Source organism: Stenotrophomonas sp. TWI273 (assembly GCF_039674765.1).
In the GTDB taxonomy this organism is placed as follows: domain Bacteria; phylum Pseudomonadota; class Gammaproteobacteria; order Xanthomonadales; family Xanthomonadaceae; genus Stenotrophomonas.
The window spans coordinates 204,363-226,899 of record NZ_JBDJOA010000001.1 but is presented as its reverse complement, the minus strand read 5'-3'; the positions used below and the strand labels follow the sequence as shown (position 1 = coordinate 226,899).

At 62.8% G+C, this 22,537-nt stretch carries 16 protein-coding genes and 2 pseudogenes; 8 read left to right on the top strand and 10 right to left on the bottom strand.

Features of this window, described 5'->3' with window-relative positions:
* Positions 1–72: 72 nt before the first annotated feature.
* Positions 73–243, bottom strand: a pseudogene (locus ABE571_RS00880) (SDR family oxidoreductase); the annotation flags it as partial.
* A 166-nt stretch (positions 244–409) separates the two neighbouring features.
* Between ABE571_RS00880 and ABE571_RS00875 the strand changes: the two are divergent.
* The 3 genes from ABE571_RS00875 (at position 410) to ABE571_RS00865 (ending at position 3,815) form a co-directional block, all read left to right on the top strand.
* Entirely contained in the window at positions 410–1,252 is an 843-nt protein-coding gene (locus ABE571_RS00875; protein ID WP_346493017.1) for a glycosyltransferase, read from the top strand.
* Positions 1,249–3,462 (top strand): family 16 glycosylhydrolase, encoded by a 2,214-nt coding sequence (locus ABE571_RS00870; protein WP_346493016.1) that lies wholly within the window; start codon positions 1,249–1,251, stop codon positions 3,460–3,462. Before ABE571_RS00875 ends, ABE571_RS00870 begins: the two co-directional genes overlap by 4 nt.
* 203 nt (positions 3,463–3,665) lie before the next feature.
* Entirely contained in the window at positions 3,666–3,815 is a 150-nt protein-coding gene (locus tag ABE571_RS00865) for a hypothetical protein (RefSeq protein WP_346493015.1), read from the top strand.
* A 569-nt stretch (positions 3,816–4,384) separates the two neighbouring features.
* Here the strand turns inward: ABE571_RS00865 and ABE571_RS00860 are convergent.
* The 4 genes from ABE571_RS00860 to ABE571_RS00845 all read right to left on the bottom strand — a co-directional run bounded on the left by ABE571_RS00860 (position 4,385) and on the right by ABE571_RS00845 (position 8,082).
* Positions 4,385–5,155 carry an NAD(P)H-dependent oxidoreductase gene (locus tag ABE571_RS00860; RefSeq protein WP_346493014.1) on the bottom strand — a complete coding sequence of 257 codons (771 nt, stop codon included), beginning with the start codon at positions 5,153–5,155 and terminating at the stop codon, positions 4,385–4,387.
* Between the two features lie 106 nt (positions 5,156–5,261).
* Positions 5,262–6,416 (bottom strand): aldo/keto reductase, encoded by a 1,155-nt coding sequence (locus ABE571_RS00855; RefSeq protein WP_346493013.1) that lies wholly within the window; start codon positions 6,414–6,416, stop codon positions 5,262–5,264.
* Positions 6,417–6,430: 14 nt separating this feature from the next.
* Positions 6,431–7,198: an SDR family NAD(P)-dependent oxidoreductase gene (locus ABE571_RS00850; protein ID WP_346493012.1), complete on the bottom strand. Its 768-nt coding sequence runs from the start codon at positions 7,196–7,198 to the stop codon at positions 6,431–6,433.
* Positions 7,199–7,233: 35 nt separating this feature from the next.
* Positions 7,234–8,082, bottom strand: a complete 849-nt coding sequence (locus ABE571_RS00845) for an SDR family NAD(P)-dependent oxidoreductase (protein ID WP_346493011.1) — start codon at positions 8,080–8,082, stop codon at positions 7,234–7,236.
* A 112-nt stretch (positions 8,083–8,194) separates the two neighbouring features.
* On the opposite strand from ABE571_RS00845, the gene ABE571_RS00840 reads away from it, so the two are divergent.
* The 3 genes from ABE571_RS00840 (at position 8,195) to ABE571_RS00830 (ending at position 11,736) form a co-directional block, all read left to right on the top strand.
* Complete coding sequence (locus ABE571_RS00840) at positions 8,195–9,091, top strand: LysR family transcriptional regulator (protein WP_346493010.1); 897 nt, start codon at positions 8,195–8,197, stop codon at positions 9,089–9,091.
* A gap of 168 nt (positions 9,092–9,259) precedes the next feature.
* The gene (locus ABE571_RS00835; RefSeq protein ID WP_346493009.1) at positions 9,260–10,324 is read left to right on the top strand and encodes an alpha/beta hydrolase; all 1,065 of its coding nucleotides are present in this window, start codon (positions 9,260–9,262) and stop codon (positions 10,322–10,324) included.
* A gap of 563 nt (positions 10,325–10,887) precedes the next feature.
* Entirely contained in the window at positions 10,888–11,736 is an 849-nt protein-coding gene (locus tag ABE571_RS00830; RefSeq protein ID WP_346493008.1) for an NAD(P)-binding domain-containing protein, read from the top strand.
* Between the two features lie 141 nt (positions 11,737–11,877).
* On the opposite strand, the gene ABE571_RS00825 is transcribed toward ABE571_RS00830, so the two are convergent.
* Positions 11,878–13,269 (bottom strand): aldehyde dehydrogenase family protein, encoded by a 1,392-nt coding sequence (locus ABE571_RS00825; protein ID WP_346493007.1) that lies wholly within the window; start codon positions 13,267–13,269, stop codon positions 11,878–11,880.
* Positions 13,270–13,415: 146 nt separating this feature from the next.
* On the opposite strand from ABE571_RS00825, the gene ABE571_RS00820 reads away from it, so the two are divergent.
* Positions 13,416–14,975: a DUF1254 domain-containing protein gene (locus ABE571_RS00820; RefSeq protein ID WP_346493006.1), complete on the top strand. Its 1,560-nt coding sequence runs from the start codon at positions 13,416–13,418 to the stop codon at positions 14,973–14,975.
* 54 nt (positions 14,976–15,029) lie between these two features.
* Positions 15,030–16,520 carry a DUF1254 domain-containing protein gene (locus ABE571_RS00815; RefSeq protein ID WP_346480988.1) on the top strand — a complete coding sequence of 497 codons (1,491 nt, stop codon included), beginning with the start codon at positions 15,030–15,032 and terminating at the stop codon, positions 16,518–16,520.
* A gap of 5 nt (positions 16,521–16,525) precedes the next feature.
* Here ABE571_RS00815 and ABE571_RS00810 read toward each other — a convergent pair whose 3' ends face one another.
* The 4 genes and pseudogenes from ABE571_RS00810 to ABE571_RS00795 all read right to left on the bottom strand — a co-directional run bounded on the left by ABE571_RS00810 (position 16,526) and on the right by ABE571_RS00795 (position 22,482).
* Entirely contained in the window at positions 16,526–17,395 is an 870-nt protein-coding gene (locus tag ABE571_RS00810; protein WP_346480987.1) for an aldose epimerase, read from the bottom strand.
* On the bottom strand, positions 17,385–18,335 hold the full coding sequence (locus tag ABE571_RS00805) for a glycoside hydrolase family 43 protein (protein WP_346462696.1): 951 nt from the start codon (positions 18,333–18,335) through the stop codon (positions 17,385–17,387). The genes ABE571_RS00810 and ABE571_RS00805 overlap by 11 nt, the downstream gene beginning before the upstream one ends.
* Positions 18,336–18,383: 48 nt before the next feature.
* Positions 18,384–19,865, bottom strand: a pseudogene (locus tag ABE571_RS00800) (MFS transporter); the annotation flags it as partial.
* Positions 19,858–22,482 (bottom strand): glycoside hydrolase family 3 C-terminal domain-containing protein, encoded by a 2,625-nt coding sequence (locus tag ABE571_RS00795; protein ID WP_346493117.1) that lies wholly within the window; start codon positions 22,480–22,482, stop codon positions 19,858–19,860. The pseudogene ABE571_RS00800 and the gene ABE571_RS00795, both read right to left, overlap by 8 nt.
* Positions 22,483–22,537: the final 55 nt, after the last annotated feature.

Sequence of the window (22,537 nt, the reverse complement as noted above, 5' to 3'; positions counted from 1 at the left end):
AGTTGCATTCGGGGTGGCGTGGTAACTGTGAAGGCCGCGAGCGCGAGCGGCCCGGATGGTCGCAGCGCAACCTCAGGCGGTCGGCACCGTGCCGCCATCGATCGTGTACTCGGCCCCGGAGATGGACGCCGCCCGCGGCGAGACCAGGAATGCAATCAGATCGGCTACCTCGGCGGGCTTGGCCGGGCGCCCCAGCGGAATGCCGCCCAGCCCCTGCATGACCTGCTGTTTGGCACCCTCATATCTGTGCCTGCTGCAGGCGTGCCTCAGCCGCACGCCACTGAGGGGTAGTCGGGCGGCGTATGGGTATCGAACGGTCCGGCTGCGAGTACTATCGTGAGACGGCACCCGTAGACAGGCTGACCACAAGCCTCCCAAGTCCCATTGAATCCCATCTCGAGGCCGCCCCATGGCGCTTGAAGCAGACACGCCGGATCATCATCGGCAGCGTTCGGAGTACATCAAGGGCATCATTCATCGCCAGCCACCCAAGCCTTCGCCTGTTTCGCAGGTGGACGGCACGCCTAGGACTATCGTTCAGTTCTGGCACGATTTCCAGAACCTGCCGCCCGACGTACTTCACTGCATTGAATCTTGGATTTATTGGCAAAAAGCAGGTTATGCCCACCGACTGTTCGATGCGGCTGGAGCTGCTGCTTACATTGAAGAGCATCTCAGTCCCTTGCACCTTTCAGCTTACAGGCGCTGTTACCATCCCGCGATGCAGGCCGATTATTTCCGATTGTGCTTCCTGCACGTTGAGGGAGGGCTTTACGTGGACGCAGACGATGTCTGCATAGCCGGGGACATTAGCCCATTGTTTGAAGGTCACGGGCTTAAAGTTCAGCCGCTTTGCTATGACATCGATTCGGACACAATGGTCCAACCCTGTGACTTCATGTCGCCGTCAGCGAAGGCGGGCAACTGGATTTTTTATCTGAATAATAATCCGTTGTCAGCTCAATCGGGCGACCTGGTTATCGAGGGCGCACTTGAAAGGGCCACTCAATGCCTCGTGGAAGCTGTGCAGGGCGAACTGCCGGAGATCCAGGCGACCACCGGTCCAGGTAATTTGTCCAGGATAGTCTTCCAGATGGGCGTCGCGGGTGAGTTAGAAAACGCGATCGTAGTTCTCAAAGACTGGAGCGAATTTGCTGTATCGAAGTGGCCGCTAAGCTACCGCAATGATGATCGCAATTGGCGCAACTCCAACCAACGGGTCTTCGAGACGCCTGGAGATGAAAACGTATGAACCTATTTCCGCGGCTGGGCGGCCTCCGAAGAGTATTGAACACCCTCCGCATGCGAGCTCGGGTCCTGCTTCCTCGTCAATCGTGTCGAGCCTTCAGCCGAGGCGGGAAGTCTGACTGCCTGGCGATCAGCCAGATCTATGTCATCAATCTAGATCGCCAGCCAGAGCGACTGGTGGCCGTTCGGCAAGAGCTGCGTCGTATCTTGGACGCGTCAGGTAGCCCCTTGCTCGATCTTCTCGTCCGGCATTCGGCTTGCGACGCCATGGCCTACACTGCCAGCAGCCTTCAAACACCCGACGTGGATATCCATTACACCTTGGCCGACCAGCTTTTCGTAGAGCCACAGCCTTTGACGCTACCGGCCGCGTTTAAGCTGGATGAGCCGATCCGAATGAGCGACGCCGAGATCGGGGTCGCAAGATCGCATATCGCTGTATGGAAGAAGATCGCGGCATCTGCCGGTGGATATGCGCTTGTGTTAGAGGATGATGTCCTATTCGACAGGGGCTTTGGTACGCTCGTCGAGCGTGCTTGGGCAGAGTTACATGCCAGCAGTAGTTCGGAGCCTGCATTTGATGTTCTGTATCTCTCTTATAAGGAGGTCCGATACGGCGCCCCCAAGGCTCCGATTTCACCAAACGTCTTCCGGCCCGAGCGTGGTCTTTGGTATCTATCAGGGTACGTTCTATCCGCGCGCGGAGCACAACGCCTTCTCGATCTCGGGCCTTGCCGAGGCCCGGTAGATCTTTGGATCAACCAGAAGTTTGGTGAGATGGATGTTCGCGCCGTTCGGCGATCGGTCATTAGCCAGCGCTGTGATCTCGAATCGACCAACTCCTACTCGATCCTTCCTGCATTGGGCCGAATTGGCGTTCTGAATGACACGACTCCTGGCGTGTTTCATCGCCGCCCCACTGAAACACCAGTGTTTGCCTTCGGCTCTCCTGGATCCGGCCTGTCATCACTCGCGATGGCTCTGTCCATGCTCGGCTATCGCTGCTGTAGCGACTTGGAGGACTTGCCTGCAGCGGAAATGTCCGCGCTTCTTGCTGGGCGCCGTGACGCCGTGTTCAATGCGTATGTAAATATTGCCTCGCTTTCAGGCCATGCCGACCTGCTCAGACGAATCTACCCGAGCGCCAGAATTATTGTCATGGGAGATATCGAGACACGCGAGCATTCGCTGTTAGCCCAACTCGTGTCAGAGGGCGCCCTGCATCTGTCAGATGCAGGGAATTGGCTCGCGATCTGCCAGTACCTGCGTTTAGCGCCGCCGCCGGATGCGTATCCCCGATTTCCTGAAGTCGGACAACGGGCGCTGGCTGATGTTGATCCTTGCAAACCCTGCGCCACTTTCAGCCGGAAACAGCTGATGCACGATCAGTCACCATGGATCGTCCCTCGGGATGTGATGTCAATCGGAATGGGTATTAAGCCCTGTCTGCCCAGTGGGCTAGCTCACATTACCAAGTCGCGTTTTGTTGATCAACTTCAAGATATTGATCCAGCGCGATGGGTGCTGCGGGAAGATACGTTCCCAGGCAATTTAGGCCTATTTAGGCCCGCGAATGTCACGACCAGTTCAGGGCATGGAGCAGTCCTTACGGTGCGAAGAGAGGCACTCGGCGTGCGCGATCTGAGCGCCGCAGCCATATCAACCCGAAGTCGGTTCCTGTTCGGCCGCTTCGAAGCTACGTTGCAAGCTGCGAATGTTCCGGGGTTAGTTACGGGCTTCTTCCTCCATCGTGACTCCCCTCGCCAAGAGATTGACATTGAGATCACTGGTGACCGCCCCGATCGCTTGCTGGTTAACGTATTTTATAACCCCGGCGCTGAGGGGGCGAAATACGACTACGGATATCGCGGGACGCCGGTAAGTATCGACCTTGGATTCGATGCATCGCAAAGCGCCCATAGCTTTGCCATCGAGTGGGAGCCAGACGAGATTCGCTGGTTCGTAGATGGGCGACTGGTCTACCGGCGAGTGCTGTGGGATCCCACGCCAATTCCACATCTGCCGATGACTCTACATGTGAACGTGTGGCCCACTCGCTCAACCGAACTCGCCGGCCAACTCCAATTGCTCAGGCTGCCCGCAATAGCGCGGATTGAAGGCATCTCTGTGGATGCCATTAGAGCCAGTCAAGACTGCTGTGGCGACTTGCGGCCGTCAAGGCCATCCACGCTTGAGGAGATCGCGCCTGCTTAAGTTTTACGGATGTCGCGGCCGGATGCCGCACTTAACGCCACCACGGACTCAACGGGGCAGGGCGCCCGCACAGGGGATAGTTCAATGGCTCGCGGCATCACGGAACTAGAGGTGCACGGCGCCGCTGAAGCGCTTGTCGCAGGGGGGCGAGCGAGCGTGCTCGGGCACACCCAGGTACGGGCTCCCCGAACACGGTAACCCGCTTGCTGGAGACTTGGTGGCCAAGCATAGGAAGTCGGTTGCCCCCTGAGAGTCCGGGCGGGAAAGACATTCCGGCAGTCTGGCGGAAGCTCTCCGGGCAATGGTGGGCGCTGCAATCTACGGCAGGCTCCAGGAGACTGAGGAATCGGTGAGCTCTGAGGGCAAGAGCTCGCCTGAGTGCACGTCAGATCTGTCGAGGCCAGGTGACTGCTGGTCCCTGGAAGACAAGCCCCAAGCAGCGGGCTAAGAAAATCTCATCCAAGAGCACGAATTAGGAGCACTGACTGGGCTAGAGCCCATCCAAGGGCATCAATTAGAAACAACCACAGTAGTAGCCCACCAGTCTGGACGCTTCGTAACATAATATACATTATGCGAAATGCCATAATGGCCCGGCTGGCCCGGTTCGTTGGCTCCGGCTTGCGCTGGCTCAAACTCTGGATCGGCTCTTGCTTCCCCTCTCGGACACCCAACAAGGACGAGATCGCAGCTGCAGCGATAGAAACCACCCGCACGCTGTCGCCGATCGCTGGCAGGAACAGGAAGGCCACGTGTGTCGCACCGAAGAAGTCCAGGTTTCGCAGCAACGCTTCTCGGCGCCAAGGTGCATCGGAGCGCTCAATGCCCAGCGCTTGGTAGTACGCGCGTCCTTGATCCTTGCGGTATGCACTATCCACGGCTGCGTGTTGCGGTTTGAAGGCGCATGGCGCCGATCAAATGCTCACGAGAAGTGCTGGTCCATGTACGAAGCCAGACGCTTCAGGTCATTGTCCACATCAGCAGCACTGACCACGTCGTAGCACGCAAACACAGGAAGGATCTCGGCACCGCAGAACCGGTAGTTGGCTGTGTTCGATGCGAATACTTCATCCAGCGACAACCCCCTATGCAGGTGTTGGCGATCGTCGTCGAATGCGGCCTTCGGCGAGTTCATCGTCAGCGAAAGCATGTAGCGCTTCCCCTGCATCTTGCCGCCGGACCCATACTGGCGTGACGGATCCGATCGCGATCGCCCGTCACCCGATAGGAAGCTCTGCTGCATCATCCCCGCAGTGAATACCTCATCGATGTATCTCTTGTAGATCCAGGGATTTCCGAACCAGAACACCGGCGACTGCGTGACGATGACATTGGCCCACAGGTGCTTTTCAACCTCCGCCTGGATGTCGTAGCCGGATGCAATTTCCGTGACTTGGACTTCATAGCCCTTACTCTCCAGCCGCTTTCGGATCACCCTGCTCAGGGTCTGGTTCAAACGACCCTCGCTGATACCGGGATAGTGTTGGTGTGCGTTGATGACAAGGGCTCTGCGTGTGCGCCCTGCCCCACCCGCCCCCCGTTGGCTTGCGGCCGAAGCAGCAGTAGCAAGCCCGCCGCCAAAAGTTGCCAGAGCTACCGCTGATGCAAATCCAACGCCTGTCTTCAGGAATTCGCGGCGCTCTGGTACGTGCGCGTCCATAGCCTCATCTCCTGCGGTGGCTTCGTCGATCATTTCACTCTCCCGCGCCCTGCGTGGTGATCACTCGGTGTGGCAGTGCAAGTCGCATGGATGAGCCCGCCCGGCGCGCGCTCTACGAAGCCGGGCGTTCCCATACTGATCATCTCGAATCGTCAACGAACGTCATCTGCATCGCGTTCATTCGGCCGCCGTGGACCTGCAATGCCGCGAAGGCACGTTCCAGGCTCTGCAGTTCGTTGCCCTCCAAGAGGATGTCGGCCGCACCGAGATTCTCGTCCAGGTGTGCCACCTTGCGTGTCCCCGGGATCGGCACGATGAAGGGCTTGCGGGCCAACAACCACGCCAGGGCGTACTGCACCGTCGTGATATTCCGCGCCTCGGCGTATTGCCTGAGCAGTTCAACAATGGGCCGGTTGGCCTCCATGCTCTCCGGCAGGAAGCGGTCGAAATCGTGCCGCAGGTCGTCCTTGGGGCTCAGCGTAGTGAATCGGTCCATATAGCCCGGAAGGTAGCCCATGCCGATGGGACCCCAAGGGACGAACCCGATGCCCAGCTCCTCGCAGGCGGCGAGCACACCATTTTTCTCTACGCTCCGCTCCATGAAGGAGTACTCCGTCTGCACAGCAGAGACGGCCTGCACGGCATGCGCCCGGCGGATTGTCTTTGCACTGGCTTCGGAAAGACCGAAGTGGATTACCTTGCCTTCGGCGATAAGGTCTTTGACGGCACCAGCAACGTCTTCGATGGGCACCGTCGGATCCACGCGGTGTTGGTAGTACAGATCAATCCGGTCGGTGCGAAGGCGTCTCAGCGACTCTTCGACAACCTTCTTGATTTGCCGTGGATGGCTGGTCACGCCGCCCTCTTTGACGTTGAATCCAAACTTGGTGGCAATGACCACGTTGTCGCGGATCGGCTGCAGCGCTTCGCCAACCAGTTCTTCGTTCGTATACGGACCGTAGACTTCGGCCGTGTCGAAGAAGGTTACGCCGCGATCATGAGTTCGCCGGATGAGGGCGATGCCCTGGCTCTTTTCTGCAGGTGGGCCGTAGTTCGCGCTGATGCTCATGCAACCAGCGCCAATCTTGGAAACCTCCAGCTGTCCCAACCTGCGGGTACTGATCCCGCCTCCTGAGTCAGGGCCTCGCGCGGCTGGAGCGGCGGCAGATGTCGTGGATACCAGGCCCATCGGTGCTGCCGCGATACCGGCAGTCAGTACCGCAGCGTTGGTAAGCAGGCTTCGCCGGCTGAGGTTGGCGGCACCCAACGGCGTGGAGTTCAATTCTTCATTCATTGTCTGGTTCCTGCTCAAGTGACCTGATCGGTCGGCATGATGAAAAGTTCTGCGATCGAGGCGTGTCGCGGCCGGGTCACCATGAATGCGATTCCGTCGGCGATGTCGTCGGTATGCAGCACCTGGTGTTGCGCGTTGAAGGGATCAAGCAGCTCGCCCTGTACACGATCGTTGTTGTGCGAGCCCAGTTCGGTCGCTACCGCGCCGGGCTCCAGCACCCCGACACGTACATGGCGCCGGGTGACTTCCTGCCGAAGCGATTCGGTAAACCCATTCACACCGAACTTGGTCAGGTTGTAGACGCCAAACAATGCGGAAGCCCGTCGACCAGCCACCGAGCTGATGTTCACTATGTCGGCGACATTGCGTAGGCCATCGGCTGCAGCGCTCAACAGGTGTGGCAACGCGGCGTGGGTGATGTACAGCAGACCACGAACGTTGATGGCCAGCATCCGCTCCCATTCCTCCACGTTCGCCCCGACCACCGGTCCGAGCAGCATCAGGCCGGCGTTGTTGACCAGAATGTCGATTCGGCCCAATCGTTCGACGACCGACTCGACGGCAGCATTCGCCTGCGTGCGGTCACTGATGTCTGCGGCTACCGCGACTGCGCTGCCGCCATTGCTCTGGATCTCGGCGACCAGCGCGCCCAATCGATCACCGCGCCGTGCCACCAACGCTACGGACGATCCGGCAGCCGCGAGTCTGTGTGCGGTTGCGGCTCCGATGCCGCTGCTTGCGCCGGTGATCAGGGCAACGGTTCCTGAAAGTCTAGAGGTCATGCTTGAGCCTTCATCTGTGCAGAGGATTTCGGGTGTCATGCCCCTGGATCGAAGGACAGCGATCCAGACAGGTCTCGCTGGGCGTCGATCTGGGCTTGAACGGTCTTCAGCTTGGCCTCTGTCATTTCCATGGCGTCCGCGCCGGCTACGAAGCGTTGCGGCAGCTCGGTGGAATTCGACAGCTGCAGCAGCGCCGCGGCGAGCTTTGCCGGATCACCGCCCTGCTGGCCATTCATCCCTTTCCACGCTGCGATCGTCTGGGCAGTGCGTCCGGCGTAGTCGCTTATCGCCAGTTCCGGCCAGATCGTCGAAGATCCCTCGACCAGCAATTCCGTGCGGAAGAAGCCCGGCTCGACGGCCATGACATCGATTCCGTAAGGCTTCACATCGAAATGCAGGGACTCCAGCCAGCCCTCCAATGCGAATTTGGACGCCGCATAGGCGGCGCAGAACTCCATGCCGATCAACGCCGCAGTGGAGGTGACGGTGATGATCTGCCCGCTGCGCTGTCTGCGCATGACCGGCAGGATGGCGCGCGTCACGTTCAATGGCCCGAAGAAGTTGGTCTCCATCTGTGCGCGGAACTGTCCATCGCTGATCTCTTCGAAGTAGCCGGCGTAGAAGTTGCCGGCGTTGTTGACGAGCACATCGATGCGGCCAAAGCGGGCAACGGCTGCCTGCGCCGCAGCGCTCGCCGCGGCTGGATCGGTGATGTCGAGCGCCAAGGGCAGAAGATTTTCATGTGCTCCCACGGCTGCCCGAACGCGGTCGGCGTCGCGCCCCGTAGCGACCACCGAATGCCCAGCGTCCAGTGCAGCGCGGGCCACTTCGGTGCCCAGCCCCCGGGTCGTGCCCGTGATGAACCAAACCTGCTTGTCTGCCATGAGTCCAGCCTCGCTTCAGCGTGCGTGAGAGTTGTCGAGGGCCAGAGTAGCCCTGCACCACTACGCTGATTAGCCGGTACAATTTGCATGGACTTAGAAGGGGTATTGCTGAATGCGCCGCGACAACGTCAACGATTACCTGGCCTTCATCGCCGTTGCCCGCGAGCGGAGCTTTACCAAGGCGGCGGCGCAGCTGGGGGTTTCCCAGTCTGCGCTCAGCTACACCGTTCGCACGCTTGAGGCCAGGTTGGGACTTCGCCTTCTGACCAGGACGACGCGAAGCGTGTCAGTGACCGAGGCTGGCGAGCGCCTGCTCAACAGCATCGGGCCACACTTCGATCAGATTGAAACCGAGATCGCGGCACTCAGCAGCCTGCGGGACAAGCCAGCAGGTACCGTACGTATTACGACTGTCGAACATGCTGCAGAGACAATCCTGTGGCCGAAGCTGGCCCCGGTGCTGCACGATAATCCTGATGTCAACATCGAGATCATCAGCGAGTACACGGTCAAGGACATCGTGGCGGAGCGATTCGACGCCGGGGTCCGGCTGGGTCAAGAGGTGGACAAGGACATGATTTCGGTCCCCATCAGCCGGGACTTTCGCTTTGCCGTTGTAGGGGCACCCAGCTACTTTGCTGATCGCAAACGCCCGACCGTGCCCGGCGAGCTGACCGAGCACAGTTGCATGAGGCTGCATCTGCCGACCCATGGTGGCTTCTATGTGTGGGAGTTCTTCAAGGGGGGGCGGGAGATGAAGGTCCGGATCGACGGCAGAGCTGCGTTCAGCACCTTGAGGCTGATGCATCAGGCAGCGTTGGATGGACTGGGTTTGGCCTATCTGCCCCAGGACCAGGTAGATGCGGACCTGCAGGAAGGCAGGCTGGTGCAGGTGCTCAGCGACTGGTCACCGCCGCGGCCGGCATATCACCTCTACTACCCGAGCCGACGGCAGCAGTCGCCTGCATTCGCACTGGTGCTTGAGGCACTTCGTTATCGCAGCCCCTGACAGCCTGACCCGATCGACTTGGCGCGGCGGCGCATTAATAAATTAGATTTCTAGGCCTGTTCGAAATAAGGCCTCTAGTCGATTAATCCTTCGCAACCTATCGTCGCTGGGTGAGAAGCCCGGCGACTACGCGCCAGGGCGAACCCCCAACCACCATAGGTATGCGTCGTGAGCGATAAGACAGGTGGCTTGTGCCGCCGTAGTTTCTTCCAGATCCGTTCGATGTTGCCCGCCCTGCTGCTGATCACCGGCAGCGCCTCTGCGGCGCTTGCACCTACACCGCGGATGGCGGGCGACGTCACCCACGTTGGCGCCGTGACCGTTCAAGGGGTGGAGTTCAAGAACAACGACATCATGCTCTCCGGTAACGTCTATCTGCCCAACGGCTTCAGCAGCGATCAGAAGTACGCCACGATTGTGGTAGTGCACCCGGGTGGTGGCGTCAAGGAACAGACTGCCGGGCTCTACGCCCTGAAACTGGCTGAGCAAGGGTTCGTGACGCTTGCCTTCGATGCCGGCCATCAAGGTGCCAGCGGTGGGGTGCCACGTTTCATCGACGATCCGATGAAGCGCGTTGTGGACGTCTACAGTGCAGTGGATTACCTGACGACGCTGCCGTACGTGGATGCCACGCGCATTGGCGCGCTAGGCGTCTGCGCAGGTAGCGGGATCACCGTGAAAGCATCCATGACGGAGCGCCGGATCAAAGCGCTGGCGACGGTAAGCGCCGTCGATGTCGGCGCTGCTACCCGTCAAGGCTGGGATGGCAAAACCCCGGAGTCCGCCCTGATCCCGACGCTGGAAGCGGTCGCCAGGCAGCGCTCTGCCGAAGCCGCCGGGGCCGCTCCTGTGCATGTTCCTTACGTTCCCGCCATCGGCGACAGGTCCGCCCCGCGCGACCTTCAAGAGGCGGCGGACTACTACCTGACCGAGCGCGGACAGTATCCGACCTCAACCAACCAGATGCTTATGACCAGCGTCAGCACCCTCGCCTCCTTTACGGGATTCGAAGGGGCCGAAGAGTATCTCACGCAACCTCTGCTGATGGTCGCCGGCAGTGAGGCAGGCTCGCTCTGGCACAGCCAGGCGCTCATTGCGAAGGCCGCCTCGGCGCAAAAGGAGCTTGTCCTCATTCCAGGCGCTACGCACATGGATCTCTACGATGGCGACGGTGCGTCGATAGCTGCCGCCAAGCTCGTTCCGTTCTTCACTGCCGCCCTTGCGCAGGACTGAGCACACCTCACTCCCCGTCCGGCGTCGCACCCAGAAAACATTCGAATTGGATGGAAATCTCCCGATGAAAACATCACCACTGCTTGAGCCATTCTCCCTGGGTCAGGGGCTTCGGCTGCGCAACCGCATTGTCATGGCCCCGATGACGACCTGGTCTGGCAATGAGGACGGAACCGTTTCCGAGGACGAAGAGAACTACTACCGATTGCGCGTCAAGGACGTCGGATTGGTCATTACCGGCTGTACCCATGTCCAGAAGAATGGCATTGGATTCACCGACGAGTTCGCGTCATACGACGATGCATTCATCCCCAGCCTCGCGCGGCTTTCGAAGGCTGCCAAAAGCGGAGGCGCGCCGGCCATCCTGCAGATATTCCATGCGGGTGTGAAGACACAGCCGGAGCTCGTGACGGATATCGTGGCTGCCAGCGCCATCGCAGGTGACGCTGGCCCATCTGTGATCCCACGCGCCCTTTCGGCCGCAGAGGTCGAAGAGGTGGTGCGCGCCTTCGCGCTAGCGACCCGCCGCGCCATAGAGGCGGGCTTCGACGGCGTAGAGCTGCATGGTGCAGGTGCTGGCCTACTTGGCGCAGTACGAACAGAAATATGCGCTGCCGATCATTCGCCCCATCGGCGTGCAACGAATCACCCGCGTCGGCGAACGGCTGCGGGTGGAGGCCAGCGACGGTCGGCAATGGTTGGCGCGGGCGGTGATCAGCGCCACCGGAACATGGGGAGAACCCTACACGCCCGAGTACGAGGGGCTGGACTCCTTTGCCGGGATCCAGCTGCACTCTGCCCACTACAGTACCGCTACGCCTTTTGCCGGAATGCGGGTGGCCATCATGGGCGGTGGCAATTCCGGTGCGCAGATTCTGGCTGAAGTATCGATGGTGGCTGAAACCACCTGGATCACCCAGCACGAACCGGCTTTCTTGGCCGATGACGTCGATGGCCGCGTGCTGTTCGAACGCGCCACCGAGCGATGGAAGGCGCAGCAAGAAGGCAGGGAGCCCGAGCTGCCGCCAGGTGGTTTCGGCGACATCGTGATGGTGCCGCCGGTGCTCGACGCGCGGGCGCGACGGGTACTCGCCGCGGTCCCACCGCCTGCCCGCTTCTCCCCCGCCGGCATGCAATGGGCCGATGGCACCGAACGGCCGTTCGATGCGGTGATCTGGTGCACCGGCTTCCGCCCGGCGTTGTCGCACCTGAAGGGTTTGGACCTTGTAACCCCGAAGGGCCGGGTGGAGGTCGACGGCAGCGGCCTGCGCGCGGTGGCGATGCCCTCAGTCTGGTTGTTGGGATACGGGGATTGGAATGGTATGGCCTCTGCCACGCTGATTGGGGTCACGCGTTACGCACGCGAGGCCGTCAGGCAGGTCACTGACTATTGCGTACCCAAGGACATCTAGCGAAGACCCGTGTCGACAGTAGCCCCGGCGCTGCTTGCCCGTTTCAGCGAACAGGGGGAGCAGTTGATCCCTGCCGTGTCCCACTGATGTCTGACCACCATCGACGCCCTAGCCATCCTTGGCCATGCGCCTGTGCTGAAATCAAGCCGATGCTTTCGCGGCAATCTTGATCGACTTGACGTTCACAAACTCCTTCAGACCTTCCGGACCGTGCTCGCGACCATAGCCCGACGCCTTCACACCACCAAACGGAAGCGCTGGCGATGCCACGTCGAAGGTGTTGATGAAGATCATGCCGGTGTCGAAGTACTTGGTGGCCAGCTCCCGGGCACGCTGCACGTCGCGGCTGAAGATGCCGCCGCCCAGGCCATAGCGGCTGTCGTTGGCGATGCGCATCGCATCCTCATCGTTCTCGGCGCGGATGATGGCCGCAGCAGGGCCGAACAGCTCATCTTCGTAGGCCACCTGCCCCGGCGCCACATCCGCCAGCACCGTGGCCGGGTAGAACCAGCCGGTGCGGTCTGGTACTTCGCCGCCAACCACCAGACGTGACCCCTGGGAGACACTCTTGGTCACCTGTTCGTGCAGCTTGTCGCGCTGCGCCTTGGAGACCATGGGGCCGAGCTGGGTGTCGTCGGCATTCGGATCGCCCATGCGGATCGCTTCGAACGCCTTTGCATAGCCGCTGACGAAGGCGTCGTAGTTCTTCTTTGTCACGATGAAGCGCTTGGCATTGACGCAGGTCTGCCCGTTGTTGAACAGGCGGCCTTTCACACAGGTCGCCACCGCCAGATCCAGGTCGGCATCGTCCAGCACCAGATAGGCGTCGTTGGAGCCCAGCTCAAGCACGGTCTTCTTGAGGGCCGCGCCGGCCTTGGCAGCCACGGTGCGCCCCGCCGCCTCGCTGCCGGTCAGGGTCACCGCGCGCACCAGATCGTTTTCCACGATGTCATTGGATTTGTCGTGGCTGATCAACAGCACCCCGAACAGCCCCTTGGGCAGCCCGGCGCTTTCGTAAATATCGCGGAGCAGCAGCCCACTGCCGGTGCAGCTCTCGGCATGCTTGAGCAATACGCCATTGCCGGCCATCAGGCTGGCGATGGAATAGCGGATCGCCTGGTAGGCAGGGAAGTTCCATGGCTGAATACCGTACACAACGCCGATGGGCGCGTGGGTCACGATGCCTGTGGCACCGTCCACGTCGCGCTCATCATCGGCCAGAGCGACCGGACCCTGCTTGGCGGTGTAGTCACAGATAGCGGCACACAGCTCGATTTCGGTGCGGCTGTCTTCAATGAGCTTGCCGACCTCGTCGGTCATCAGCTGCGCAAATTCTTCCTTGCGCTCACGAAGCGCCTTGGCGATGTTCGCAATCACCTTTGCGCGCTCATCCAGGCTGCGCAGACGCCATTGCAAAAAAGCTTCATGGCTTGCCTTCACGACGGCGGCGGCTTCGGCGTCAGACATGTAGGAATAGGTGGCGAGCACTTCTTCGGTCAGCGGATTGATCGTGGTGAGTTGCTTGTTGGGCATGGAAAGAGACTCTTCACTTCAAAAGGCGGTCCGTAAAGGGTCGCTTTCGTGCAGTTCCTCTGCCGTGAATTCTTCAGCGACGCGCATCACTGGAAGTTCACTGGCTCGCATTGCTTCAGTGTGCGTTCGGGACGGGAGCATCAGGTGTGTTTCGCATCGCTGCCTGGCATCTCAGTAAAAATACTGACCGCAGGACAGTGGATACGCGCTTGTCGCGGTGCGGCATGCAGACGACAGTGGTCATGGAACCTTATGAGCCCATTGCCATGCGCCTGATGCCTTGCGTGTCCTCGCTTTCGCTGATGTCGATCCTGCTGCTTCCCGCCTGCCAGCGCCAGGAGAACCCGCCTGCCCGGTCGGAAGCCGCGCCAGCGCCGTCACCGGAGTCCCGCCCCGCCACAGCTGACGACCAGGATCAGGCAGAGGCGCGCGCGATTGCGAAGGAGGCCTACATCTATGCGTTTGCGATGCTCGAGAATTACAACACGCTCTACAAGCAGGTGGCCTCGCCCGAGGCCCCGGAGTACGTCGGCGGCTTCGGCAGGTTCCGGCACTATTCCGAGCTGTACACGCCGGACAACCACGACGTGGTGACGCCCAACAACGATACGCCCTACTCCTGGGCCTGGCTGGATCTGCGCGCGGAACCCTGGGTCGTGACCGTGCCCAAGGTGCCCGAGGGGCGTTACTACGTGCAGCAGTGGGTGGACCTGTTCACCTACAACTTCGCCTATATCGGTTCGCGCGCGACCGGCAACGGGGCGGGCAGCTATCTGATTGCCGGGCCGGGCTGGAAAGGCGACAAGCCGGCGGGCATCAAGGAGGTGTTTCCATCCGAAACATCGCTGGTCCTCACGCTCACGCGCACCGCGTTGAACAGCCCTGGGGACATCGCCAACGTCAAGAAGATCCAGGAAGGGATGAAGCTGCAGCCTTTGAGCAGTTACCTGAAGACCCCGGCGCCTCCGGCGGCGCCGCAGATCGAGTTCCCCCCGTATGACGCTGAAAAGGCGCATTCGCACGACTTCATCCGCTATCTGAATTTCCTGCTGCAGTTCACCCAGCCGACGAATCCGGACGAAGCTGGGCTGATGGCGCGTTTCGCCAAGATCGGTATCGGTCCCGGGCAGCCCTTCGATGCCGCTGCGCTGAGCCCGGCCCGTCTGGCCGCCATCGATGCCGGCGTCGCCGACGCGAGGGCGGCGATGGCCGAGAAGGCCAAGGCGACGCTCTCGTCCAATGGCCTGTTCGGCTCGCGCGCGTTCCTGAAGAACGACTACCTCACCCGTGCCATCGGGGCCGAGAAGGGGTTGTATGGAAACTCGATCGAGGAGGCGTGGTATGGCGGGTATGTCGGCGACGGCAACGCGCTGTCGATGATCCACTTCAGCAAGGATGCCCTGCCCCCGGCGAAGTTCTTCTGGTCGGTCACGCTGTACGCGCTTCCGGACCGTTTCCTGTATGCCAACGACCTGAAACGCTACTCCATCGGCGACCGTACCCCCGGGCTCAAGTACGACGCCGACGGCGGGCTGACGCTGTATATCGGCCACGCCTCCCCCGGGAAGGAGAAGGAGAGCAACTGGTTGCCGGCGCCGGCCGGCCCCTACAGCGCTGTCGGGCGTGTTTACGGCCCGAGCCGCACCGCCATCGAAGGCAAGTGGAACCTGCCTCCCCTGCAGCCGGTGCCGAACCCGACCCCCTGATTCAAGGAGAGATGCATGTACCATCATCGAATTCGATCGGCTACGGGAATCGGGATGCTGCTTGCCCTGGCCAGCGGCATGATGCTCAGCGCCTGCGGCGAGCGATCGTCCGACAATGAGAAGGACCGCGACGCCGCGGCAGGTCACGCCCCCGCCGCATCCCCTGCTGCTTCCGCCGTAGCGGCAGACACTGCCGCGCTGGAAGAAGCCAGGACGATCGCGCGCGACGCCTACGTCTACGGTGTCCCGATGGTGGACACGTACAAGACCGTCTATGCGTTCAACGTCGACACCTCCAACCCGCAGTACAAGGGGCCGTTCAACGCCATCCTGAATATCGCCCGGGTGTTCACCCCGGACGACACTGCATTCGTGACGCCGAATTCGGACACGCCCTACTCCTTTGCCATGCTGGATCTGCGGGCAGAGCCGGTGGTGATCACCGTGCCCAGGATGGCGAAGGAGCGTTACTTCGTCTTCCAGTTGATGGATCTGTACACCTTTAATTTCGACTACATCGGCAGCCGCACGACCGGCAATGACGGCGGCAGCTTCCTGATCGCCGGGCCGGGCTGGAAGGGTGAAGCGCCCAAGGGCATCACCAAGGTGATCCGCTCGGAGACCGACCTGGTCAGCGTGGTTGGCCGCACCCAGCTCTTCAATGCGGCAGACCTGGAGAACGTGAAAAAGATCCAGGCCGGCTACAAGGTACAGCCGTTGTCAGCGTTCGCCGGGACGCCCGCACCGCCGCCGGCGCCCGCCATCGCATGGATCACGCCCACGCCGCCTGCGCAGGATCGGACATCGCTGGAGTTCTTCAACCAGCTGGCGTTCCTGCTGCAGTTCGCGCAGCCGCCGCACCTGAGTGAGGCTGCCCTGCGCGAACGCTTCGCCACGCTGGGTATCGAGCCGGGCAAGCCCTTTGATGCGAACCGCCTGCCGCCGCCGATGCAGGCCGCGCTCAAGGAGGGCATGGCGGAAGGGCAGAAGCAGATCGATGACAAGCGCGCATCGCTTGGCGGCAAGACCGATGCCCTGTTCGGCAGTCGGGACTTCCTGAAGAACGACTACGTCGCCCGTGCCACCGGGACCCAGGTGGGCATCGGTGCGAACTCCCGCGAAGAGGCGATGTACCCCATCCTAGACAAGGATTCCGAAGGCCAGCCCCTGGACGGCAGCAAAGGCGCCTATACCCTGCGCTTTGCCAAGGACCAGCTGCCGCCCGTGGACGCCTTCTGGTCGGTCACCATGTACGGGCTGCCGCAGCAGCTGCTGGTCAAGAATCCGATCAACCGCTACCTGATCAATTCGCCGATGCTGGCTGGATTGAAGAAGGATCCCGACGGTGGTCTGACGATCTACATCCAGGCCGATTCGCCCGGCAAGGAGCGGCAGGCCAATTGGTTGCCCGCTCCCAAGGGACCGTTCGTGATGTTCATGCGCTACTACCGCCCGCAGCCGGCGCTGCTGGAGGGCCGCTGGACCACACCCGCCGTGATCAGAACGACCGACGGCGGAGCAGCAGCGAAACAAGCCGATCAGTGACCCGGCTACCGATCCCCGGGCGCCCGATCATCGCCGGTGTCGATCTGCCATGTCAGCTCGAACGTCAGCGCCAGCCGCTGACCTGGCTGGAGGTGGTTCGGTGCCAGCGTGAACCCATCGGGCGGGCCGGTCTGTGGCTCCACGCAGGTGGCGTGCGCGGCGCCGTCGTAGACCACCCAGTGTTCGGTGTCCGCTCGCATGCGCAGCCGCTGGCCGGCTGAGACGAGTACCACGTCGACGGGGCTTACAAAGCAGTCATCCCATGGCCCGGGCGCCGGACGCACGCAGGGCAAGGTAGCGATGCCCTCCCCGTCCCGGGGGTACATCGCCTTGGGAGCGAACAGCAGTCGGTCCGGTTTGCGGAACCAGGGATGCCAGCCGAGTACGGATGGCATGGGCTGGTCGCCAGCCTGCACGGCCAGATGCAGATCGAGGCCGTCGGAACGCATCTGGATGGCCTGTGTCGCTGTGCCCCCGAACGGCCAGTAGCGATCCTCAGGAAGCTCCAGCGACAACATGGCGCTATCCGCCCCGAGACTGTCGACCTGCCACGGCCGTGAAAAACCCACCCCGTGGATCGCATGCCCGCCGAAGTTCGTCGGCAGCGCATATCGGTTTCCATCAAACACAAAGCGCCCGCGCCGCAGGCGCCCCGCCCACGGCACCATCGGATAGCACCCCCATCCGATCGCAGCTGCCCCACCCTCCTGCTCGCCCACCAGCCAGTCCACACCGTCGTACCGCATCTGGGCAACGCGTCCACCGGCGTCCGGTGCAAGCGCGACCTCCAGCCTTCCTGCCCGCAACCAGTACAGGCGCCCAGCAGGCAACGGCGCCTGCGCATCGTCTTTCGGTGATGCGGTTTCAAGCGCCATACGGATCGATCGTCCGGATGCTGCCGTCCGCCTCCATCTGCAGCGGCGTGCACTTGACCGAGCGCAGGTGGGTCACGCCGCCGGACAACAAGGCGTCGTGATAGAAGAGGTACCACTGCGCCCCAAACGCGCAGATGGAGTGATGCGTGGTCCAGCCCACCACGGGTTTGAGGATCACGCCGGTATAGGTGAACGGTCCATATGGGCTGTCACTGATGGCGTAGCACAGCAGATGCGTATCGCCGGTCGAATACGAAAGGTAGTACCGCCCCTGGTATTTGTGCAGCCACGGCCCTTCGAAGAACCGACGCGCATGGTCGTCAGCCCGCAGCGGCTGTCCGTGCTCGTCCAGGATGACGATCTCGCGCGTGGGCTCCGCCAGCCGTGTCATGCCCGCGTCCAACCGGCCGACTCGCGGGCCGAGTGCCGGCGCGTCGCCGGTGGGCTCCTCATGCGCCACATCAAAGCGGTTGTCCCGGTACTTCTGCAGTTGGCCGCCCCATATGCCGCCGAAGTAGAGGTAATGGGTGCCGTCATCATCCTCGTACACGGCCGGGTCGATCGAGTACGTGCCCTCCATCGGCTCGGGCTCCGCAGTGAACGGGCCCTCTGGGTGATCTGCCACCGCGACGCCGATGCGGAACATGCCCTGCGCGTCCTTGGCCGGGAAGTACAGGTAGTAACGGCCGTCGCGATGCGCCGCATCCGGTGCCCACATCTGCTGCGCGGCCCAGGGCACGTCGCGCACATGCAGCGCCACGCCGCAATCGGTGGCCTCGCCCTCGGGGGAGTCCATCCGCAGCACGTGGTAATCCTCCATGCGGAAGTGGCCACCCTCGTCGTCGAAGGGCGCGCCGCCGTCGATATCGTGCGACGGATAGATGTACAGGCGCCCTTCGAATACATGGGCCGAGGGGTCGGCCGTGTAGATGTGGGTCACCAGCGGCGGGGAGATGGCATGCGCCTTGAGCTGATCAAGAGTGGGTCCCTGCCGACGCAGGTGCAGGTCCTGCTCGATGCGCGTCTCCATGCGCTTGTCGATCTTGTAGAAGAAGAGCAGCGCGACCGCGACCAGGAACGGCAGGGAGCAGTAGATGCTTACGGTCAGGCGGATGCCGTCCACCACGGCCTGGGGCTGTTGTTCCGCGCCGGCCTGATAGCCGTGGTGCGCAAGAATGCCGGCAACCAGCGCACCGCCGATGCTGAGCCCGATCTTCAGCCCGCACAGCATCGCGGAGAAGATGATTGCCGTGGCGCGGCGATGGTTCTTCCATTCGGAGTAATCGGCCACATCGGCGATCATCGCCCAGAGCAGCGGGATGGTGATGCCGTAGCAGAACCCGTGCAGCATGAAGGCGCCAAAGGCCACCCCCACCGCTGTAGGCGGAAACAGGTAGAACACCAGCAGGAACAAGGTCGAGACCAGCAGCGCGCCACCGAACACATCACGCTTGCCGAAGCGGTCGGCCAGGCGCCGGGAGACCCCAATGCCCAGGATCATGCAAAGGATGCCGCAGGCGTTGAACAGGCTGAAGGCCGAGGTCGCCGGATCCTCCGGCCAGGTGAAGCCGGACAGGCCCCATCCGTTGAGGGCCGCGTTCAATCCGCCGATGAAACGGTTGAAACCGGAAGCATCGAGAAAGCCCGCCAGCGCGGCCTCGCTCATGTAGTACTGGAAGTAGTAGATGTAGGTGCCGCCCTTCAGGGCCAGGTTGATGAAGACCAGCACCGTCAGGGCCAGCATCACCTTCCACGGCCGGTTGTGCAGCAGGTCGGACAGGTCCTGTAGCACCCCGCCGGTCTGTTCCTTCGCCGGCACGATGCGCTCACGGGTGGTGGCGAAGGTGATCAGGAAGAACAGCGTGCCCACCACCGCGAACACGGTCATCACCCGTTCGAACCCCTGCACGCGATCCCCGTCGCCCAGGATCAGCACCAGCGGCAACAGCAGGACCTGGATGATGAACTGCGCGATCATCACCGCCACGAAGCGGTAGGCCGAGAGGCTGTTGCGCTGGGCCATGCTGCCGGTCAGCACGCCGCTGAGCGCGGAGTACGGCAGGTTGTTGGCCGCGTACACGAACATCAGCAGGCCATAGGTCACCACTGCATAGAGGACCTTGCCCTGTGCGCCCAGGTCCGGCGTGCTGAAGGCGAGCAGTGACAGCACGCCGAACGGGATCGCCGTCCACAGGATCCAGGGCCGGAACTTTCCCCAGCGGCTGGCGGTGCGGTCGGCGGCAATGCCGATCAGCGGGGTGAACACGAAGGCACCCAGCAGGCCGATCACGAAGATGATGGTGGCCGCCGTGGCGGGCGGCAACCGGTACACATCGGTATAGAAGAACGCCAGGTAGGTAATCAGCGTCTGGAAGATCAGGTTGGCCGCGAGGTCGCCCAAGCTGTAGCCCAGCTTCTCCCGGACGGACAGCGTGTGCTCGGGGGTCTCCCCGTGGCGGGTATCAGTCACGATTCGCCTCCACGGTGAAGCGGCTCCGCACGCGGGCATCGGCGCTTGAGCCGCCTATCCGTACCTCATACGCCCCGGGCGGCACGGCATAGGTGCCGCGCGCGTCGTCGTACTCGCGCAGCGCCTGCTGCGCCTCGAGATCGAACGCCACGGTGCGCCGCTCGCCCGGCGCCAGATGAACGCGCTGGAAGCCGCGCAGCGTCTGTTGCGCATCGCCTGCGCCGGCCGCCAACCGCCGGACGTACAGCTGCACCACTTCATCGCCCGCACGCTCGCCGGTGTTGGCCACCTCCACCTGCACCTTGAGCGCGCCCTTGTCGGCGATGCGCGGCGCATCAAGGCTCAGTTTGCCGTAGTCGAAACGGGTATAGGACAGCCCGTAGCCGAAGGGATACAGCGGCGTGCCGCGGAAGTAGCGGTAGGTGCGGCCCTCCATCGCGTAATCATCAAATGCGGACATCACCTGGTCTGCGCTGTAGAACGTTACCGGTAGCCGGCCGCCCGGGTTGACGTCGCCGAACAGCGCTTCGCCCACGGCGGTGCCGCCGCGTTGCCCGGGATACCAGCTCATCAGGATCGCGGACAGGTTCGCCTGGGCCCACTCCACCGCCAGCGCCGATCCTCCCGTCAGCACCATCACCACCGGCGTGCCCGTGGCGTGCAGCGCGTCCAGCAGGGCGCGCTGGGTGGCGGGCAGGCGCAGGTCGGTGCGATCGCCGCCGGCGAAGCCCGGATAGTTGACCGTCATCTCTTCGCCTTCCACGTCGCCGGTCAGGCCGCCGACGAACACCACCACATCCGCGCTGCGGGCGGCATCGACGGCTTCTTCGAACGGCGGCTTCGCCCCGGGCATGCGCCAACCCAGCCGCACGCCGGCGTCGCGCTCGGCATCGTAGTACTCCAGCGTCAGTTCATAGGCACGGCCCGCCCGCAGGTCCAGGTCCACCCCGTCGCTGCGCAGGCGATCGCTGTTGGCCCAATGGTCCAGCACCCGCTTGCCATCCACGTAGAGACGGAAGCCGTCATCGGCGGCCGCCTCGATCCGGTAACGGCCCGAGACCGGCGGCAGCAGCTGGCCACGCCAGCGGATGCTGAAGCCATCGTTGGGAATGCCCTGCCCCGGCGCCGCTTCACCGCGGGCCAGCAGGTTGTCGGTCGGCGAGCCGCGGTCCCAGCGGAAGCCGATCTGCGCATCGGTGCGGACGAGCGCCGGTGTCCCGGACAGATCGGGCGTACGGAAGTACTCGCCTCGCAGGCCGCGTTCCGGGGAGTCGGCCGAGGGTCGCAGATACGCCGCCTCGATCAGCGGCGTCGCGCTGGGATCATCGCGTCCTTCGACCAGATCCACGCCGCGTGCATAGCGCACCTCGATGCCCTTCGCCGCGTCGCGGATGCCCTGCAGGATCGTCACCGGTGCCGCCGGTGTGCCGAAGTAGTTGCCGAGCAGTGCCATGGTGTCATCGGCAGTCGGGCCGACCACGGCAATGCGCTTGAGGGTGCGTGACAGCGGCAGCACGCCATCGTTCTTCAGCAGCACCAGCGATGCCTGGGCGGCCTTCAACGCCAGCGCATCGTGTGCCGGGGCCTGGTTCACCGACGCGGGAATCCGCGCCCAGCGGACGCGCTCGGGTGGATCGAACATGCCCAGCCGCATCCGCGCGGTGAACAGGCGCGTCACCGCGTCGTCGATCTCCGCCTCGCTGATCAGGCCCTGGCGTACGGCTGCGGGCAGCGTGGCGTACTCCTGGCCGCACTCCAGCTCGGTGCCATTCTTGACCGCCAGCGCCGCGGCGGCCTCGCGGGTCGGCACGATTTTGTGATGCTTCCAGATATCGACGATGGCCCAGCAGTCGGACACCACGTAGCCCTTGAAGCCCCAGTCCCGGCGCAGCACGTCGCGCAGCAGGAACTTGCTGGCGCTGGCGGACTCGCCGTACACCCGGTTGTAGGCGCCCATCACCGCGTCGACCTGGCCTTCCTTGACCAGTGCCTCGAAGGCCGGGAGGTAGGTGTCGTACAGGTCGCGCTTGCTGGGCCGTGCGTCGAAGTGGTGGCGATCCGCTTCGGGACCACTGTGCACCGCCAGGTGCTTGGCCGTGGCGTCGAGCTTGCGGTACACCGGGTCGTCGCCCTGCAGGCCGTGCACGAAGGCGACGCCCATGCGCGCGGTGAGGTACGGGTCTTCGCCGTAGGTTTCCTGGCCCCGGCCCCACCGCGGATCGCGGAAGATGTTGATGTTCGGCGACCAGTAGGTCAGGCCCTGGTAGCGGCCATGCGAGCCCTCGCGCACGAACTGGTGATGCTTGGCGCGTGCCTCGTCGCTGATGGTGGTGGCCACCTGCCCCATCAACGGCACATCGAACGTGGCGGCCAGCCCGATGGCCTGCGGGAACACCGTGGCCTGTCCTGCCCGCGCCACACCGTGCAGGCCCTCGTTCCACCAGTCGTAGGCCGGAACGCCCAGGCGCTCGATGGCCGGCGCGGCGTTCTGCATCTGGGCGGCCTTTTCCTCCAGGGTCATCTGCCCCACCAGCGCGGCGGCGCGGGTTTCAAAGCTGGCCGAGGTGTCCAGCCACGGCTGGGTTTCCGCGGCATGACCGGCGGTCGCCGCTGCCATGGCAGCGCACAGCACCAGGGTGCGGAAGGTGGGGCCACGACGGCCACTGCAGAGG

Bases quoted from the DNA above. Each gene is read 5' to 3' on its own strand.
- ABE571_RS00870 (WP_346493016.1), top strand. From the start codon at position 1,249: ATGAACCTATTTCCGCGGCTGGGCGGCCTCCGAAGAGTATTGAACACC.
- ABE571_RS00850 (WP_346493012.1), bottom strand. From the start codon at position 7,198: ATGACCTCTAGACTTTCAGGAACCGTTGCCCTGATCACCGGCGCAAGC.
- ABE571_RS00825 (WP_346493007.1), bottom strand. From the start codon at position 13,269: ATGCCCAACAAGCAACTCACCACGATCAATCCGCTGACCGAAGAAGTG.
- ABE571_RS00845 (WP_346493011.1), bottom strand. From the start codon at position 8,082: ATGGCAGACAAGCAGGTTTGGTTCATCACGGGCACGACCCGGGGGCTG.
- ABE571_RS00860 (WP_346493014.1), bottom strand. From the start codon at position 5,155: ATGATCGACGAAGCCACCGCAGGAGATGAGGCTATGGACGCGCACGTA.
- ABE571_RS00830 (WP_346493008.1), top strand. From the start codon at position 10,888: ATGGTGCAGGTGCTGGCCTACTTGGCGCAGTACGAACAGAAATATGCG.
- ABE571_RS00810 (WP_346480987.1), bottom strand. From the start codon at position 17,395: ATGGCGCTTGAAACCGCATCACCGAAAGACGATGCGCAGGCGCCGTTG.
- ABE571_RS00840 (WP_346493010.1), top strand. From the start codon at position 8,195: ATGCGCCGCGACAACGTCAACGATTACCTGGCCTTCATCGCCGTTGCC.
- ABE571_RS00875 (WP_346493017.1), top strand. From the start codon at position 410: ATGGCGCTTGAAGCAGACACGCCGGATCATCATCGGCAGCGTTCGGAG.
- ABE571_RS00815 (WP_346480988.1), top strand. From the start codon at position 15,030: ATGCTGCTTGCCCTGGCCAGCGGCATGATGCTCAGCGCCTGCGGCGAG.
- ABE571_RS00855 (WP_346493013.1), bottom strand. From the start codon at position 6,416: ATGAATGAAGAATTGAACTCCACGCCGTTGGGTGCCGCCAACCTCAGC.
- ABE571_RS00795 (WP_346493117.1), bottom strand. From the start codon at position 22,482: ATGGCAGCGGCGACCGCCGGTCATGCCGCGGAAACCCAGCCGTGGCTG.